This window comes from Brachybacterium vulturis (genome assembly GCF_002407185.1).
Taxonomy (GTDB): domain Bacteria; phylum Actinomycetota; class Actinomycetes; order Actinomycetales; family Dermabacteraceae; genus Brachybacterium; species Brachybacterium vulturis.
This window is the reverse complement of the sequence record NZ_CP023563.1, coordinates 2,144,697-2,158,848: the sequence shown is the minus strand read 5'-3', so window position 1 is coordinate 2,158,848 and position 14,152 is coordinate 2,144,697. Positions and strand designations below refer to the sequence as shown.

The 14,152-nt window shown below is 71.3% G+C and carries 15 protein-coding genes and 3 tRNA genes; 4 read left to right on the top strand and 14 right to left on the bottom strand.

Features of this window, described 5'->3' with window-relative positions; genetic code table 11:
* Positions 1-185 precede the first annotated feature (185 nt).
* On the top strand, positions 186-383 hold the full coding sequence (gene rpmB, locus CFK38_RS09675) for a 50S ribosomal protein L28 (RefSeq protein WP_096802882.1): 198 nt from the start codon (positions 186-188) through the stop codon (positions 381-383).
* Positions 384-477: 94 nt separating this feature from the next.
* Positions 478-1,221 (top strand): Type 1 glutamine amidotransferase-like domain-containing protein, encoded by a 744-nt coding sequence (locus CFK38_RS09670; RefSeq protein ID WP_096804299.1) that lies wholly within the window; start codon positions 478-480, stop codon positions 1,219-1,221.
* 3 nt (positions 1,222-1,224) lie between these two features.
* Here the strand turns inward: CFK38_RS09670 and CFK38_RS09665 are convergent, their stop codons facing one another.
* From CFK38_RS09665 to thiL, 3 genes are all read right to left on the bottom strand, one after another.
* Positions 1,225-2,172, bottom strand: a complete 948-nt coding sequence (locus tag CFK38_RS09665) for a GNAT family N-acetyltransferase (protein WP_096802881.1) — start codon at positions 2,170-2,172, stop codon at positions 1,225-1,227.
* A gap of 10 nt (positions 2,173-2,182) precedes the next feature.
* Positions 2,183-3,259, bottom strand: coding sequence for an NAD(P)-dependent alcohol dehydrogenase (locus CFK38_RS09660; protein ID WP_096802880.1), 1,077 nt, complete (start codon positions 3,257-3,259; stop codon positions 2,183-2,185).
* Positions 3,260-3,322: 63 nt separating this feature from the next.
* On the bottom strand, positions 3,323-4,348 hold the full coding sequence (gene thiL, locus CFK38_RS09655) for a thiamine-phosphate kinase (protein WP_096802879.1): 1,026 nt from the start codon (positions 4,346-4,348) through the stop codon (positions 3,323-3,325).
* A gap of 39 nt (positions 4,349-4,387) precedes the next feature.
* Between thiL and CFK38_RS09650 the strand changes: the two genes are divergently transcribed.
* Positions 4,388-4,885, top strand: coding sequence for a DUF3515 domain-containing protein (locus CFK38_RS09650; RefSeq protein WP_096802878.1), 498 nt, complete (start codon positions 4,388-4,390; stop codon positions 4,883-4,885).
* 17 nt (positions 4,886-4,902) lie between these two features.
* On the opposite strand, the gene CFK38_RS09645 is transcribed toward CFK38_RS09650, so the two are convergent.
* The 7 genes from CFK38_RS09645 to leuC form a co-directional block, all read right to left on the bottom strand.
* Entirely contained in the window at positions 4,903-6,018 is a 1,116-nt protein-coding gene (locus CFK38_RS09645; RefSeq protein WP_096802877.1) for a D-alanine--D-alanine ligase family protein, read from the bottom strand.
* Between the two features lie 14 nt (positions 6,019-6,032).
* The gene (locus CFK38_RS09640) at positions 6,033-7,043 is read right to left on the bottom strand and encodes an NAD(P)H-dependent glycerol-3-phosphate dehydrogenase (protein WP_096804298.1); all 1,011 of its coding nucleotides are present in this window, start codon (positions 7,041-7,043) and stop codon (positions 6,033-6,035) included.
* On the bottom strand, positions 7,043-7,846 hold the full coding sequence (locus tag CFK38_RS09635) for a lysophospholipid acyltransferase family protein (protein ID WP_096802876.1): 804 nt from the start codon (positions 7,844-7,846) through the stop codon (positions 7,043-7,045). Before CFK38_RS09635 ends, CFK38_RS09640 begins: the two co-directional genes overlap by 1 nt.
* Complete coding sequence (locus CFK38_RS09630; RefSeq protein ID WP_096802875.1) at positions 7,843-8,421, bottom strand: DUF2867 domain-containing protein; 579 nt, start codon at positions 8,419-8,421, stop codon at positions 7,843-7,845. The genes CFK38_RS09635 and CFK38_RS09630 overlap by 4 nt, the downstream gene beginning before the upstream one ends.
* Before the next feature lie 2 nt (positions 8,422-8,423).
* Positions 8,424-9,743 carry a UDP-N-acetylglucosamine 1-carboxyvinyltransferase gene (murA, locus tag CFK38_RS09625; RefSeq protein ID WP_096802874.1) on the bottom strand — a complete coding sequence of 440 codons (1,320 nt, stop codon included), beginning with the start codon at positions 9,741-9,743 and terminating at the stop codon, positions 8,424-8,426.
* Positions 9,744-9,852: 109 nt separating this feature from the next.
* A complete protein-coding gene (leuD, locus tag CFK38_RS09620; RefSeq protein WP_096802873.1) occupies positions 9,853-10,461 on the bottom strand; it encodes a 3-isopropylmalate dehydratase small subunit in 609 nt (202 codons plus the stop codon).
* 24 nt (positions 10,462-10,485) lie between these two features.
* Positions 10,486-11,925 carry a 3-isopropylmalate dehydratase large subunit gene (gene leuC, locus CFK38_RS09615; protein WP_096802872.1) on the bottom strand — a complete coding sequence of 480 codons (1,440 nt, stop codon included), beginning with the start codon at positions 11,923-11,925 and terminating at the stop codon, positions 10,486-10,488.
* A gap of 141 nt (positions 11,926-12,066) precedes the next feature.
* Between leuC and CFK38_RS09610 the strand changes: the two genes are divergently transcribed.
* Positions 12,067-12,801: an IclR family transcriptional regulator gene (locus tag CFK38_RS09610; protein WP_096802871.1), complete on the top strand. Its 735-nt coding sequence runs from the start codon at positions 12,067-12,069 to the stop codon at positions 12,799-12,801.
* 24 nt (positions 12,802-12,825) lie between these two features.
* On the opposite strand, the gene CFK38_RS09605 is transcribed toward CFK38_RS09610, so the two are convergent.
* The 4 genes from CFK38_RS09605 to CFK38_RS09590 form a co-directional block, all read right to left on the bottom strand.
* Positions 12,826-13,644, bottom strand: a complete 819-nt coding sequence (locus CFK38_RS09605) for a universal stress protein (protein ID WP_096802870.1) — start codon at positions 13,642-13,644, stop codon at positions 12,826-12,828.
* A 91-nt stretch (positions 13,645-13,735) separates the two neighbouring features.
* A tRNA-Glu gene (locus tag CFK38_RS09600) sits at positions 13,736-13,808 on the bottom strand.
* 28 nt (positions 13,809-13,836) lie between these two features.
* A tRNA-Glu gene (locus tag CFK38_RS09595) sits at positions 13,837-13,909 on the bottom strand.
* Positions 13,910-13,944: 35 nt separating this feature from the next.
* Positions 13,945-14,016, bottom strand: a tRNA-Gln gene (locus CFK38_RS09590).
* Positions 14,017-14,152 lie beyond the last annotated feature (136 nt).

The following is a 14,152-nucleotide window of genomic DNA, read 5'->3' as shown; positions in this document are numbered from 1 at the left end:
GAATCCACAACCCCTCGGAGCGCCCCTCCCCTTCAGGGACACGGCCATGTGGGCTATGATTCCGTGGTTGCCCTGACCGCCGGGGGCTCGCACCTCCGTGCTCACCCAGGTCACCGACCCCGCCGTTCCGGCGCGGGGGTGGAGCGGGCACCGCGATCAGAACATCGACGTACCAGGAGACGACAGTGGCTGCTTCCACGTGTGACATCTGCGCCAAGAGCCCCAGCTTCGGCAAGGCCGTGTCTCACTCGCACCGCCGCAGCTCGCGTCGCTGGAACCCGAACATCCAGTCGGTCCGCACTGTGATCAACGGCACCAGCAAGCGCGTGAACGTGTGCACCTCCTGCCTCAAGGCAGGCAAGGTCAGCACGCTCGGTGCCTGAGCGAGACCTTTCAGGACTCATTCATGAGAGCCCTCACCCTTCGGGGTGGGGGCTCTCGTGCCTCTGAATGCCTCTGGACATCGAGGAGAACCCCGTGCCCGCGTCTGCGCCCACCATCCTGGCCACCAGTGCCGGCTATCTCCCGCACGCCCGGCTGCGCTTCGGGTTCGGGCCGATGATGGCCTTCGCCCTCGAGCTCGCCAGGGAGCAGGGTCCCCGCACCGACCGTCCACCGCGGATCTGCAACATCGGCACCGCCAGCGGTGACGACAAGGGCTTCCAGCGCGACATGGAGGAGGCTGCGAGGGAGGCGGGGTACGTGCTGCACCACCTGAGCCTGTTCCCGCAGCCGAACGTCGAGGACATCGAGGACTACCTGCGCGGATTCGACGTGCTGTGGGTCAACGGCGGCTCGGTGGTGAATCTGCTCGCGGTGTGGCGGGCCCACGGGCTGCCGGAGATCCTCCGCCGGCTCTGGCAGGACGGTGTGGTGCTGGCCGGCATCTCGGCCGGGTCGCTCTGCTGGTTCGAGGGAGGGGTCACCGACTCCTTCGGCCCCGAGCTGCGGCCGGTGAGGGACGGGCTGGGCTTCCTGCCGGGCGCCAACGGCGTGCACATGGATTCCGAGCAGCGCCGCCGGCCGCTGCTGTACGAGCTGGTCGCCGCAGGGACGCTGGGCTCCGCGCTGTGCACCGACGACGGCTCGGGGCTGCTCTTCCGCGGCACCGAGCTGGTCGAGGCGGTCGCGGAGGTCGACGGCGCGCGGGTGACGCGGATCGAGCGCGGGGCCGACGGTGGGGCCATGGAGACCGATCTGCCGGTGCGGCGCCTGCGCTGAGCCTCAGGGCACGTCGCGCAGCACTGCGGTGAGGCCGTTCGGGATCTCGACCAGCTGCACCGGGTCGACCTCGGTGCGATCCAGGGTGGCCAGCAGCGGGGCGGTGTGCGGATCGGTGGGGTGGTTGTCGAGGTCCAGCGTCTCCGCGCCCAGCTCCCGCAGGTCCTCCAGCATGGCGGCCATGCAGAGTGCGACGTCGGCCCGGGCCTGCGGTGCCGCGGCGTCGACGGCCTCGAGGGCGCCTTCGCGATGGGGGCCGACGGGCCCGCCCGAGCCGCGCTCGTCGTCGTAGAGGTCGGCCAGCGCCGTGATCTCGCCGTCGCGGACCACGGCCCAGGAGTGCTCGCGCACGGATTCCTCGAAGAACTCCGCCCCCACCTTGCGCCGGAGCACCTCGCGCGGCGCGGTCGGCGACCAGCTGGCGTGCTGCCAGGCGTAACGGTCGGTGAGCGCGTCGACGAGCTGCTCGCGGTGCAGAGCGGTCCACGGCACCGCACGGGCCCCCTGCACCTCTGTCGCCCCGCGCACTGCGGCGCACCAGCGGGCGGTGCGGTCCGCGGTGACATCGACGCGCAGCAGCGGGACCTCGAGGTAGGTCACCGCTCCGTGGGAGCGCAGGAAGCTGTCGCGCTCGGAGCCGGGCTGCACCTTGCTGGACAGCGAATTATTGCTGTATGTGCCGAGTTCGTGAAGAAGCGCTGTGCCGTGGCCCTGACGGCGGTGCGCGGGATCGATCTCGAGCTCCACCAGATCGAGGCCGGGATGGACGGTGTTCGGGCCGATGCGGCCCACGCCGATCACCGTCGCGCCGCCGCCCCCGTCCTCGACCTCGAGCACCAGGGCGCGGAAGCTCTCCCGCCAGCCGTCGGGCTTCAGCCACGCGAAGCGGTGGCCGTCCCGGGCGGCGTCGGCCGGCGTGGCGGGGCGGAACCGGCGGGAGGGGGTGCTCACTCCGCCTCGCTCACTCCGCCGCGGCGTCCGCGAAGGTCGCGGTGTCGATCACGGCACGGAAGTGCACGTCACCGGCGACCACGCGGTCGTAGGCGGCATCGGCCTCGTGGACGCCGATGACCTCGACCTTCGCGGCGAGGCCGTGCTCGGCGCAGAAGTCGAGCATCTCCTGGGTCTCGGCGATGCCGCCGATGTTGGAGCCGGCGAGCACCTTGGCACCGCCGATGAGCGAGCCGAAGCCCACGGGCTGCTGCTCCGGCGGCAGGCCGACCACCGCCATCACCCCGCGGGGGGCGAGCAGGCCCAGGTAGCGGTCCACGGGGATGGAGGCGCTGATGGTGTTCAGGATCAGATCGAACTCGCCGCGGTGGTCGCGGAAGAAGTCCTCCTCGGTGGTGGCCAGCACCCGCGTCGCACCGAGTGCGAGGGCGTCCTGCTCCTTCTTCAGCGTCCGGGAGAGCACGGTGACCTCGGCGCCCATCGCCGCGGCGATCTGCACGCCCATGTGGCCGAGCCCGCCCAGGCCCAGGACGGCGACGCGCTTGGCGCGGCCGTCGACCGTCTCCCCGGCGCCCCAGCGGCGCAGCGGGGAGTACGTGGTGATCCCGGCGCAGAGCAGCGGGGCGGCGGCGTCGAAGGCGAGCTCGTCGGGGATGCGGCACACGAAGCGCTCGTTGACCACGACCTGCTCGGCGTACCCGCCCTGGGTCACGGTGCCGTCGACGTCTCTGGCGTTGTAGGTGCCGACATTGCCCTCCAGGCAGTTCTGCTCCTGGTCGGCGCGGCACTCCTCACAGCTCCCGCAGGAGTTCACCAGACAGCCCACGCCCGCGCGGTCCCCGACCTTCCAGTCGGTGACGTCCGCGCCCACGGCGGAGACGACGCCCGCGATCTCGTGGCCGACGGTCAGCGGGAAGCTGGCCTCGCCCCATTCGTTGCGGATGGTGTGGATGTCGCTGTGGCAGATCCCGGCGGCGCGGATGTCGATCACGACGTCATCGGGGCGCGGGTCGCGGCGCTCGATGGTGGTGACCCGGAACGGCTGCTCGGGTCCGGTCTTCTGCAGAGCCTTGACGGTGAACGGCATGGAAGAACCTCCGGAGGATCGTGGCGGTGGCGCGAAGAGCGCCGCCCGACAGCCTATCGGGGCTCAGCCGAAGTGGTCGAAGCCGGCCCCCTCGATGGGTGCCCCGTCCAGCAGCACCTCGGGGCCGTGGCCCGAGGGTGCCCGGACCTGACCGATGGGTCGGAAGCCCGCCGGCACGCCGCCGGGCGCGAAGGTCGCGAGCATCGCGTGCTCCTCGCCGCCGTGGAGGACCCATGACCAGGGGTCGGCGCCGAGCTCCGCGGCGAGCCCGCTGAGCTGCTCGACGTCGGGGGCGAGCGCCGCGCCATCCAGGTCGAGGGTGACCTGCGAGGCGGCGGCGAGCCGGCGACCGTCACGGACCAGCCCGTCGGAGAGGTCCATCATCGCGCGCGCGTTGCGGCCGACGGTCCAGCCCAGCGAGAGATCCGGATCGGGGGCGTCGTGCCATTGCACGAGACGAGCGGCGGAGGGGTCCTGGATGCCACGGAGCATGACGGTCGGCCTGCCGTCGGCTCCCGGCCTCACCAGGGCCCGCTCCCCCAGCACCAGGGCGAGACCCGCGGCGGAGCGACCCAGGCGGGGAGCGCCGATCGCGAGGACGTCCCCGGGCAGGGCTCCGGAGCGGCGCACCGGCTCCTGGTCCAGGGGGAGGGACCCCATCGCCGTGACGGTGACGGTGAGGTGCTCCGCGCGGCCGAGGTCACCGCCGACGAGGCTCGCACCCTCGGCCTCGGTGCGCGCCGTGAGACCGATCGTCAGCTCTTCGAAGACGGTGGCCGGGGTGCCGGCCGGGGCGGAGATCGCGACCACCAGCGCCAGGGGCACCGCACCCATCGCGGCGACGTCGGCGAGGTTCTGGACCGCGGCCTTGCAGCCGATCCAGCGGGCGGTGGTGGCGTGGCCGAGGAAGTCATGACCCTCGACCAGGGTGTCGGTGGTGACCACCAGGCGCGGCGACGGCAGGCGCACCACCGCGGCGTCGTCGCCGGGGCCCACCTCGACCTCGGGGCCGGGGCGCAGGTGCGGGAGCATGCGGGCCAGGAGCGCGGCCTCGCCGCGCGGGATGCTGTCGGAGTTTTCACCTGCCATGTGCCCAGTCTGCCTGACCGTGCCCGATAGGCTCGCAGGGTGCTCCGCTCTCGTCTGCTCGCCCTGCCCGTCACCGGCCTGATGGCCCTCGGTCTCGTCTCCTGCGGCACCGTGCAGGTGCCTCCCGGTCCCGAGGCCGCGGATCCCACCTGCGCCGACGTCGTGCTCGGTGCCCCGCCCGAGGTGCTGGGCTTGGAACGGACGGAGACCTCGAGCCAGGGCACCGTCGCCTGGGGCAGCGGCGAGGACACCATCGTGATGCGCTGCGGCGTCACCCCACCCGGTCCCACCACGGAGCTGTGCACCACTCTCGCCGACGGCAACGGGGTGGAGGTCGACTGGATCGTCCAGGAGCTCGAGGGCGAGGACCCGGGATTCCTGTACACCACCTACGGACGCGAACCGGCGGTCGACGTGTCGGTGCCGAGCTCGGCCGCGCCCGATCAGCCCTCCGGCGCGGCACTGGACCTCGCCCAGGTGATCACCCGGAACATCGAGGCCACGGAGCGCTGCATCGGCCCCGGGGATGTGCAGTAACCCTCAGCCCGCAGTTCTCAGCGCGCGCCGAGACGACGGGCACGGGCCTGCTCGATCAGCTCGGCGATGAGATCCGCATAGCTCAGCCCCATGTTCTCCCAGAGCACCGGGAACATCGAGTACGGGGTGAAGCCCGGCATCGTGTTGACCTCGTTGACCAGCACCCGGTGGTCGGAGGTGACGAACATGTCGACCCGCGCCAGTCCTTCCAGGCCCAGCGCCCGGAACGCGCGGCCGGCCACCTCGCGGGCCTCCTCGAGCACGGCATCGGGCAGTGAGGCGGGCACGTCGATGCTCACGGTGCCCTTGCCGAAGTACTTCGCCTCGAAGTCGTAGAAGTCGAGGTCCGCGCCGACCTTCACCTCACCGGGCAGGGTGGTGCTGGGCTCGCGGCCGTCCCGGCCCTGGAGCACGCCGCACTCGACCTCACGCGCGTCCAGACCCTCCTCCACCAGGACCTTGGGGTCCACGGCGAAGGCGCTCCCGATCGCCGCCTCCAGCTTCTCGGGGTCGCTCACCCGGGTCACCCCGAGGCTCGACCCGGCCCGGGCCGGCTTGACGAACCAGGGCAGCGGGTGGGTGTCGCGCAGGTAGGTGGCGACCCGATGGGACTCGGACGCCCAACCGTCCTCGTGGACCACGATGCCGGGGGCGCACTCGAGGCCGGCGGACCGCAGCACGAGCTTCGTGGCGGATTTGTCCATCGCCGTGGCCGAGGCGAGCACGCCGCTGCCCACGTAGGGGATGTCGAGCATCTCGAGCATGCCCTGGACCGTGCCGTCCTCGCCGTAGGCGCCGTGCAGCAGCGGCCAGAGGACGTCGATGTCGGCGAGGTCGTGGACGGCGCCGTCCCGCACGGTGCGCAGCGTGATCCGCTCCCCGGGACGGTGACGGGCGTCGGGAAGCAGCACTTCGTTGCCGGTGGGATCGACCTCCGGGGCGCGGCCGTCGACCAGCGTCCAGTCGCTGGGGTCGTCGGAGACGTGGATCCAGCGGCCCTCCCGGGTGATGCCGAGCGCGATCACCTCGAAGCGCTCGCGATCGATCGCGGCCAGGATGCCGCCGGCGGTGACGCACGAGATGCCGTGCTCGCCGCTGCGGCCGCCGAACAGGAGGGCGACGGTGGTTCTCATGCCTCAGAGCATATTCATTCGGGGCGGACCGAGCGGGACAACAGCGCCGTGGTGACCTCATCGATGCCCTCGCCATGGTCCACGACGGCGACCACGGCTCGGGTGATCGGCATGTCCACCCCGAGCCGCGCGGCGAGATCCGCGACCGCCCGGGCGGTGGCGACGCCCTCGGCGGTCTGGCCCACCTCGGCGGCGGCGGCCTCCACGTCCAGCCCCCGCCCGAGGGCGAGGCCCAGGCGGTGGTTGCGGCTCAGCGGGGACGCGCAGGTGGCGACCAGGTCGCCCAGCCCGGCCAGGCCCGCGAAGGTCTCCCCCTGGCCGCCGAGTGCGACGCCGAGCCGGGTGATCTCGGCGAGGCCCCGGGTGATCAGGCTGGCGGTGGTGTTGTGGCCGTGCCCCAGCCCGACCGCGGCGCCCACCGCGATCGCGATGACGTTCTTCACGGCGCCGGCGACCTCCACCCCGACCACGTCGGTGGAGGTGTAGGCCCGCAGGTAGGGTGCCCGGCACCAGGCGGCGAAGGTCTCCGCGAGCTGCTGGGAGGGGGCGGCGACGACGCTCGCGCAGGGGCGGCGCTCGGCGATCTCGGCCGAGAGGTTCGGTCCCGAGAGCACTCCGATGCGTGCCGGCGCCGCGCCCCCGGCCGCGGCGATGACCTCGCTGATGCGGGCGTCGGTGCCGCGCTCGATCCCCTTGGTCAGCGACAGCACCGGGACCTCGGGCAGGGCGGCATGGGGTGCGAGGGTCGCGCGCAGCGACTGGGCGGGGATCGCGATCACGACTCCGTCGACCCCCTCGAGCGCCGCGCCGAGGTCGGAGGTGCCGTGGATCGTCTCGGGCAGGGAATGGTCAGGGAGATAGGCGCGGTTGCTGTGCTGCTCGCGGATCTCGCGTGCGACCTCCTCGCGGCGGGCCCAGAGCACGACCTCGGACCCGCCGTCGGCGAGGACGCGGGCGAAGGTGGTGCCCCAGCTGCCGGCACCGAGGACGGCGAGACGGCGGGGAGCGGTCGGTGGAGTGGTCATCATGAGGTCTGCTTCCAGGCTCGATACCCGCGCTGGGGCCTGCCGACCTCGGGGCGGTGGGCGTCGCGGCGACCATCATGCAGCACGGTCGGCGGCTGCTGCCCGCGCAGCCGGCCGAGCAGCGCGGCGATGCGCGCCATCAGCTCCTCGGTGACGCGCCGGGCGGCCTGCTGAGAGGTCTCCCCCTCCTGCAGGGAGACGGTGTACGGCTCCCCCACCAGCATCTGCACGTGGCGGCCGGGGCGGGGGCGAGGGAACGGGGAGCCGACGGGCCACAGAGCACGACCGCCCCAGGTGGCGATCGGCAGCAGCGGGGCACCGGTGTCCAGGGCGAGCCGAGCGGCACCGAGGCGTCCCCGCATCGGCCACAGCTCGGGATCCCGGGTATAGGTGCCCTCGGGGAAGATCATGATCACCTCGCCGCGACCGAGTGCGGCCCACGCATCGTCCAGGGCGTCGCAGCTGCGGGCGGTGCCGCGACGCACCCTGATCTGGCGGGCGCCGCGCAGCAGCGCCCCGAGCACCGGGATGCGGAACAACGACTCCTTGGCCAGGAACCGCGGTGCGATCCCGGAGGCCTGCAGCAGATGACCGCAGCCGAAGGCGTCATAGGCGCTGAGATGGTTGCCGCAGACGATCGCCGCTCCGGTGGCGGGCAGGCGCGCGGTGCCGTGCCAACGGGGCCTGGCGAGCAGTGTGAGCAGCGGGCGCAGTGGGAGCTGGGCGACGCCGATGACGGCGCCCGCACGCCGCTGCGGGGCCCGGGCGGTGCCCACGTCCCAGCTGCGCAGCAGGCTCGTCATCGGCGCGTCGAGGGGCCCCGGCCGAGCGCCTTGCGGGAGACCTGTCCGCTCAGCGCGGCCCCCCGGGGATCGCTCGCCAGGGCACGTCGGCGCAGGGTGGTCGGTGCCCGACGTGCCAGGGTGTTGACCGCTGCGGCGTGCATCAGCCGACGCGGAGCGAAGGCGAGACGCCCGCGGACCGAGCGGTACTTCACCGCCGTGGTGACCTGCAGCAGGTCACCGCCCGGCAGCAGCGCCACCCCGATGCGGACGCGCAGCTTCTCGTCGTCGTCGATGATCAGGGCCTCGGAGCCGACCACCTCGTCGGTGACGAACTCCTTCTGCGGCGGCGGCACCATGTCGAACAGGCGGATGGTCTCATCACGCAGCGCCCGCAGACCGCGGGAGGACAGCGGAGTGTTCTCGTGGGAGAAGATCGCCTCGGCCCAGACCCGCGGATCGGTCTCGTCGACACCGGCGGTGGGCACGATCACCACATCGCAGTAGTCGGGGATCGGGATGTCCCGCAGCGCCAGGGAGCCGGCGGCTCCGGGAAGCGGGCCGGTGATCCGGTCCTCGTCGGGCAGATCGTTCATCCTCAGTCCTCTTCCCAGTACTCGGCGCCGAGCGCGGAGAGCTTCTCCCGGAAGGACTCGTAGCCACGATCGATGAGGTCGATGCCACGGATGGTGGAGGTCCCCTCGGCACCGAGCGCGGCGATCAGGTAGGAGAAGCCGCCGCGCAGGTCCGGCACCGTGATATCGGCGCTGTGCAGGGCGTGGGGGCCGGAGACCACCGCGGAGTGCTTGAAGTTGCTGCGGCCGAAGCGGCAGCTCGAGCCGCCCAGGCATTCGCGGTACACCTGGATACGGGCGCCCATGTCGTTCAGCGCCGAGGTGAATCCCAGACGGTTCTCGTAGACGGTCTCGTGGAGGATGGAGATGCCGTCGGCCTGCGTGAGCGCGACCACCAGCGGCTGCTGCCAGTCGGTCATGAAGCCGGGATGCACGTCGGTCTCCAGGGCGATCGCCTTCAGCGGCGTGCCGGGATGGAAGAAGCGGATGCCGTCCTCGCGGATCTCGATCCCTCCGCCCACCTTGCGGAAGACGTTGAGGAAGGTCGCCATCGGCTTCTGCTGGGCGCCGCGCACGAAGACGTCGCCCTCGGTCACCAGGGCGGCGCAGGCCCAGGATCCGGCCTCGATGCGGTCACCCAGCGCCGTGTGCTGGTAGCCGCCCAGGGTCTCGACGCCCTCGATGGTGATCGTGCGGTCGGTCTGCAGCGAGATGAGCGCGCCCATCTTCTGCAGCACCGCGATGAGGTCCTCGATCTCCGGCTCGACCGCGGCGCCTGTGAGCTCGGTGATGCCCTGCGCCCGGACCGCCGTGAGCAGCACCTGCTCGGTCGCGCCCACGCTCGGGTACTCGAGATGGATCTTGGTGCCGCGCAGACCGTCCGGCGCGGTGATGTAGATGCCCATCTCGCGCTTGTCGACCACCGCCCCGAAGCTGCGCAGCACATCGAGGTGGTAGTTGATCGGGCGATCCCCGATCCGGCAGCCGCCGAGATCAGGGATGATCGCCTCGCCGAGGCGGTGCAGCAGCGGACCGCAGAAGAGGATCGGGATGCGTGAGCTGCCGGCGTGCGCGTCGATGTCTGCGACGTGCGCCTGCTCGACGTTCGAGGGATCCATCCGCAGCGTGCCGGCGGTGATGTCGTGCTCGACCTTGACGCCGTGGATCGACAGCAGGTTCGAGACGATCCGGACGTCGCTGATGTCGGGCACCGAGCGCAGCACGCTGGGGCCCTCCCCGAGGAGGGCGGCGACCATTGCCTTCGAGACCAGGTTCTTCGCCCCGCGCACGGTGATCTCACCGTCGAGCGGGCGTCCTCCGCGCACATGGAATGTCGAACTCATGGTGTCCTTGCCTCGACGGTCGGGCATCCGCGGACGCCCCTCTCTGACCGGGTCACCATACCGGAGCGACCCCGGAGGGAGGCTGGGGGCGGACGCCCGGAGGCGGACCTCAGTCGGCGGTGCGGGCGGGCAGGGTCTTCGGCATCCAGGAGGGGCGCGTCGCCTCGAAGGCGGTGATGTCCTCCTCATGGCGCAGGGTCAGGCCGATGTCGTCGAGGCCCTCCATCAGGCGCCAGCGGGTGTAGTCGTCGATCTCGAAGCGGAAGGTGCTGTCCCCGGCGTGGGCCTGCCGGTTCTCGAGATCCACGGTGACCTCGGTGCCGGGGTTCTCCTCGAGGATCTTCCACAGCTGCTCGATGTCGTCCGGGGAGAGGATGCCCGCGACCAGGCCCTGCTTGCCCGCGTTGCCGCGGAAGATCTCCGCGAAGCGCGTGGAGAGGACGGCCTTGAAGCCGTAGTCACGCAGCGCCCAGACGGCGTGCTCGCGGGAGGAGCCGGTGCCGAAGTCGGGGCCGGCCACCAGCACCGAGCCCTTCGCGTAGGCGGGCCGGTTCAGCACGAACTCGGGGTCATTGGTCCGCCAGGCGTTGAACAGGCCGTCGTCGAAGCCCGTCTTGGTGACGCGCTTGAGGTAGACGGCGGGGATGATCTGGTCGGTGTCGACGTTGCTGCGACGCAGCGGGACGCCGATGCCGGTGTGGGTGGTGAAGGCTTCCATGTCAGGAACTCCTGGAGTGGCAGGTCAGGCGACGGGCTGGAGGTCGGAGGGGGCGGCATCGGCACCGAGGTCCGACGGGGAGGACAGGGTGCCGCGCACGGCGGTGGCCGCGGCCACCACCGGCGAGACCAGGTGGGTGCGTCCGCCCTTGCCCTGACGACCCTCGAAGTTGCGGTTGGAGGTGGAGGCGGCGCGCTCCCCCGGTGCCAGCTGGTCGGGGTTCATGCCCAGGCACATCGAGCAGCCGGCCTGACGCCACTCGGCGCCGAAGGCGAGGAACACCTCGTCCAGGCCCTCCTGCTCGGCCTGCAGGCGCACCCGCGCCGAGCCCGGCACCACCAGCACCCGCACATCCGGATGCTTGGTGCGGCCCTCGAGCACGGAGGCGAAGGCCCGCAGGTCCTCGATGCGGCCGTTGGTGCACGAGCCCATGAAGACGGTGTCGACCCTGATGTCCTTCAGCAGCGTGCCGGGGACGAGATCCATGTACTCCAGGGCACGCTCGGCGGCGTGGCGGGAGTTGTCGTCGGTGAAGTCCTCCGGGGCGGGGACCCGGCCGGACAGCGGAAGGCCCTGACCGGGATTGGTGCCCCAGGTGACGAAGGGCTCGAGAGTGTCCGCGTCGATGACCACCTCGGCGTCGAAGGTGGCGTCGTCGTCGGTGCGCAGCGTCCTCCAGTGCTCGACGGCCGTGTCCCAGTCCTCGCCCTGCGGGGCGTGGGGGCGGCCCTTGACGTACTCGAAGGTGGTCTCGTCCGGGGCGATCATGCCGGCGCGCGCGCCGGCCTCGATCGACATGTTGCAGATCGTCATGCGGCCCTCCATGGAGAGCGCGCGGATCGCCGCGCCGCGGTACTCGAGCACATAGCCCGCACCGCCGCCGGTGCCGATCTTCGCGATCACCGCGAGGATGATGTCCTTGGCGGTGACACCCGGCTTCAGGGATCCCGTGACGGTGATCGCCATGGTCTTGAAGGGGTTCAGCGGGAGGGTCTGGGTGGCCAGCACGTGCTCGACCTCGCTGGTGCCGATGCCGAAGGCGAGCGCGCCGAAGGCGCCGTGGGTCGAGGTGTGGGAGTCGCCGCAGACGACGGTGACACCCGGCATCGTCAGCCCCAGCTGGGGGCCGACGACGTGCACGATCCCCTGCTCCTTGTCCCCGAGGGAGTGGATGCGCACGCCGAACTCCTCGGCATTGCGGCGCAGGGTGTCGATCTGGGTGCGCGAGGTGATGTCCGCGATCGGCTTGTCGATGTCGATCGTGGGGGTGTTGTGGTCCTCGGTCGCGATCGTCTGGTCGATGCGGCGCGGGGCCCGCCCCTCCTGTCGCAGGCCGTCGAAGGCCTGCGGGCTGGTGACCTCGTGGAGCAGCTGGAGGTCGATGTACAGCAGGTCCGGCTCACCGTTCTCACCGCGGCGGACCACGTGATCCGCCCAGACCTTCTCCGCGAGGGTCCCCGCCATGTCGATCCTTCCCTGCGCCCGTCGTGGGGGCACGTTCCTGAATGCTGAGCAGCGCTCGGGGTGCGAGCGCTCACTCCATGGTGTGCTGGTCCACGATGCGATGCACTTGCGTCTCACACAATAAGACGGCAGTATCGGACCATGGACAAGACCTCGGAGGAGAACGGCAGCGGCGTCGGCGTGCTCGACAAGGCGGCCACAGTGCTCGGCGCCCTGGAGGCGGGCCCCGCGACACTCGCCCAGCTCGTGCAGTCGACCGGCCTGGCCCGGCCCACCGCCCACCGTCTCGCGGTGGCGCTCGAATTCCATCATCTGGTCGCGCGGGACATGCAGGGCCGATTCATCCTCGGTCCGCGCCTGGGTGAGCTGGCCGCCGCAGCCGGTGAGGACCGCCTGCTGGCCTCGGCCGGGCCCGTGCTGGCAGCCCTGCGGGACCACACCGGGGAGTCCGCCCAGCTCTATCGCCGCCAGGGCGACCACCGCATCTGCGTGGCCGCCGCGGAGCGGCCGATCGGCCTGCGGGACTCCGTGCCGCTGGGGGCGGCGCTGACCATGCGCGCGGGCTCCGCGGCCCAGATCCTGCTGGCCTGGGAGGAGCCGGACCGTCTGCATCGCGGTCTGCTCGGGGCCCGCTTCACCGCCACCCAGCTCTCGGCCGTGCGCCGCCGCGGCTGGGCGCAGTCGATCGGTGAGCGCGAACCCGGGGTGGGATCCGTCTCCGCCCCGGTGCGCGGACCCAACGGCCGGGTGGTCGCGGCGCTGAGCATCTCCGGACCGATCGAGCGGATCACCCGCCAGCCCGGGCGGCTGCACGCCGCCTCAGTGATGAGCTCGGCGAACCATCTCACCGAGCTGCTGCGTCGCGCCGGCTCCTGAGCTCCCGTCCGGCACGGAGGCGGCTCAGTCCCGTTCGATCCAGACCGGGGTGTTCGCGAAGCGCAGCACGTTGACCAGCTGCCGCGGCGCGGCGACCTTGCCGCCGGCACCGGGCGAGCGTTCCCCCGCGACCACCATCAAGCTGGCGTCCTCACTGGCCCGGATCAGCTGCTTGGGGTTGTCCGAGACGGCGATCGTCACCTCCTTGACGAACACCGAGGGGTGGGTCAGGGCGATCCGCTGCGCGGTGCCGGCGAGGATCTCCTGGGCCTCCTCCGGCGTGGTCTCCGGCCGCACCACCAGGTGGATGTCGCGCCCGTAGGCCTCGGCGAGGTCCGCCGCGCGAGCGACCACCTCGGTGGAGATGTCGTGGTGGACCAGCCCGATGGGGCCGCGCCCGTCGATCCTGCCCCGCACCACCACCACCGGGCAGTGGGCCCGCGCCGCCAATGCCAGCGACTTGGAGCCGACGATCAGCGTCATCAGTCGCCCCATGCCGCGCCCGCCGAGCACCAGCAGATCTGATTCCTCACTGGCCTCGACCAGCACCGGCACCGCATTGCCGTCGACGATCTCGGAGGTCACCGGGACCTCGACCCCGGTCTCGTGCACGAGTGCGACCGCGTCCTGGATCAAGGTGTGGGCGGCCCCCCGGAATCCCGAACCGGCCATCCCGGAGATCGGGTCGATGTTGACGTCGAGCTCGGTCCAGACGAAGGCGTGGACGAGATGGAGGCTGCCGCCGACGGCGGCGGCGTGGCGGGCGGCCCAGCGGACCGCTTGATCGGACTCGTCGGCATCGAACACACCGACCGTGATTCGGGGAGCAGTGCTGTGTTCCATGTCACGACGATACTCCGTGACGTGCGACGGTGCCCGGATAACAGCGGAATGCAGAAGAAGCCGACACCCGAAGGTGCCGGCTCCTCATTCGTACCCCGTACCGGATTTGAACCGGTGTTACCGCCGTGAGAGGGCGACGTCCTAGGCCGCTAGACGAACGGGGCCGGAGCGAGACCGTGAGATCTCGCATCGTACCCCGTACCGGATTTGAACCGGTGTTACCGCCGTGAGAGGGCGGCGTCCTGGGCCGCTAGACGAACGGGGCGCGGACTGCGCGACATCCGAGGACGCCGCGAAGCGCTGGGGTACCAGGACTCGAACCTAGAACGACGGTACCAGAAACCGCTGTGTTGCCAATTACACCATACCCCATGGTGAGAGCACGTTTTTCCGCTCTTCCCGTTCAGTGTCCCGAGTGGATTCCGGGGACTTTCCGGGCCGAACTTCCTTGCCGTACCGAGGTAAGACTCTACCGGGTCCTCCTCGACATGACAAAGCGAGAAGGGCC

Coding starts and splice junctions, on each gene's coding strand:
- CFK38_RS09660 (WP_096802880.1), bottom strand. CDS start 3,259: ATGCCGTTCACCGTCAAGGCTCTGCAGAAGACCGGACCCGAGCAGCCG.
- thiL (WP_096802879.1), bottom strand. CDS start 4,348: ATGGCAGGTGAAAACTCCGACAGCATCCCGCGCGGCGAGGCCGCGCTC.
- CFK38_RS09645 (WP_096802877.1), bottom strand. CDS start 6,018: ATGAGAACCACCGTCGCCCTCCTGTTCGGCGGCCGCAGCGGCGAGCAC.
- CFK38_RS09640 (WP_096804298.1), bottom strand. CDS start 7,043: ATGACCACTCCACCGACCGCTCCCCGCCGTCTCGCCGTCCTCGGTGCC.
- CFK38_RS09635 (WP_096802876.1), bottom strand. CDS start 7,846: ATGACGAGCCTGCTGCGCAGCTGGGACGTGGGCACCGCCCGGGCCCCG.
- CFK38_RS09630 (WP_096802875.1), bottom strand. CDS start 8,421: ATGAACGATCTGCCCGACGAGGACCGGATCACCGGCCCGCTTCCCGGA.
- murA (WP_096802874.1), bottom strand. CDS start 9,743: ATGAGTTCGACATTCCATGTGCGCGGAGGACGCCCGCTCGACGGTGAG.
- leuD (WP_096802873.1), bottom strand. CDS start 10,461: ATGGAAGCCTTCACCACCCACACCGGCATCGGCGTCCCGCTGCGTCGC.
- leuC (WP_096802872.1), bottom strand. CDS start 11,925: ATGGCGGGGACCCTCGCGGAGAAGGTCTGGGCGGATCACGTGGTCCGC.
- CFK38_RS09610 (WP_096802871.1), top strand. CDS start 12,067: ATGGACAAGACCTCGGAGGAGAACGGCAGCGGCGTCGGCGTGCTCGAC.
- CFK38_RS09605 (WP_096802870.1), bottom strand. CDS start 13,644: ATGGAACACAGCACTGCTCCCCGAATCACGGTCGGTGTGTTCGATGCC.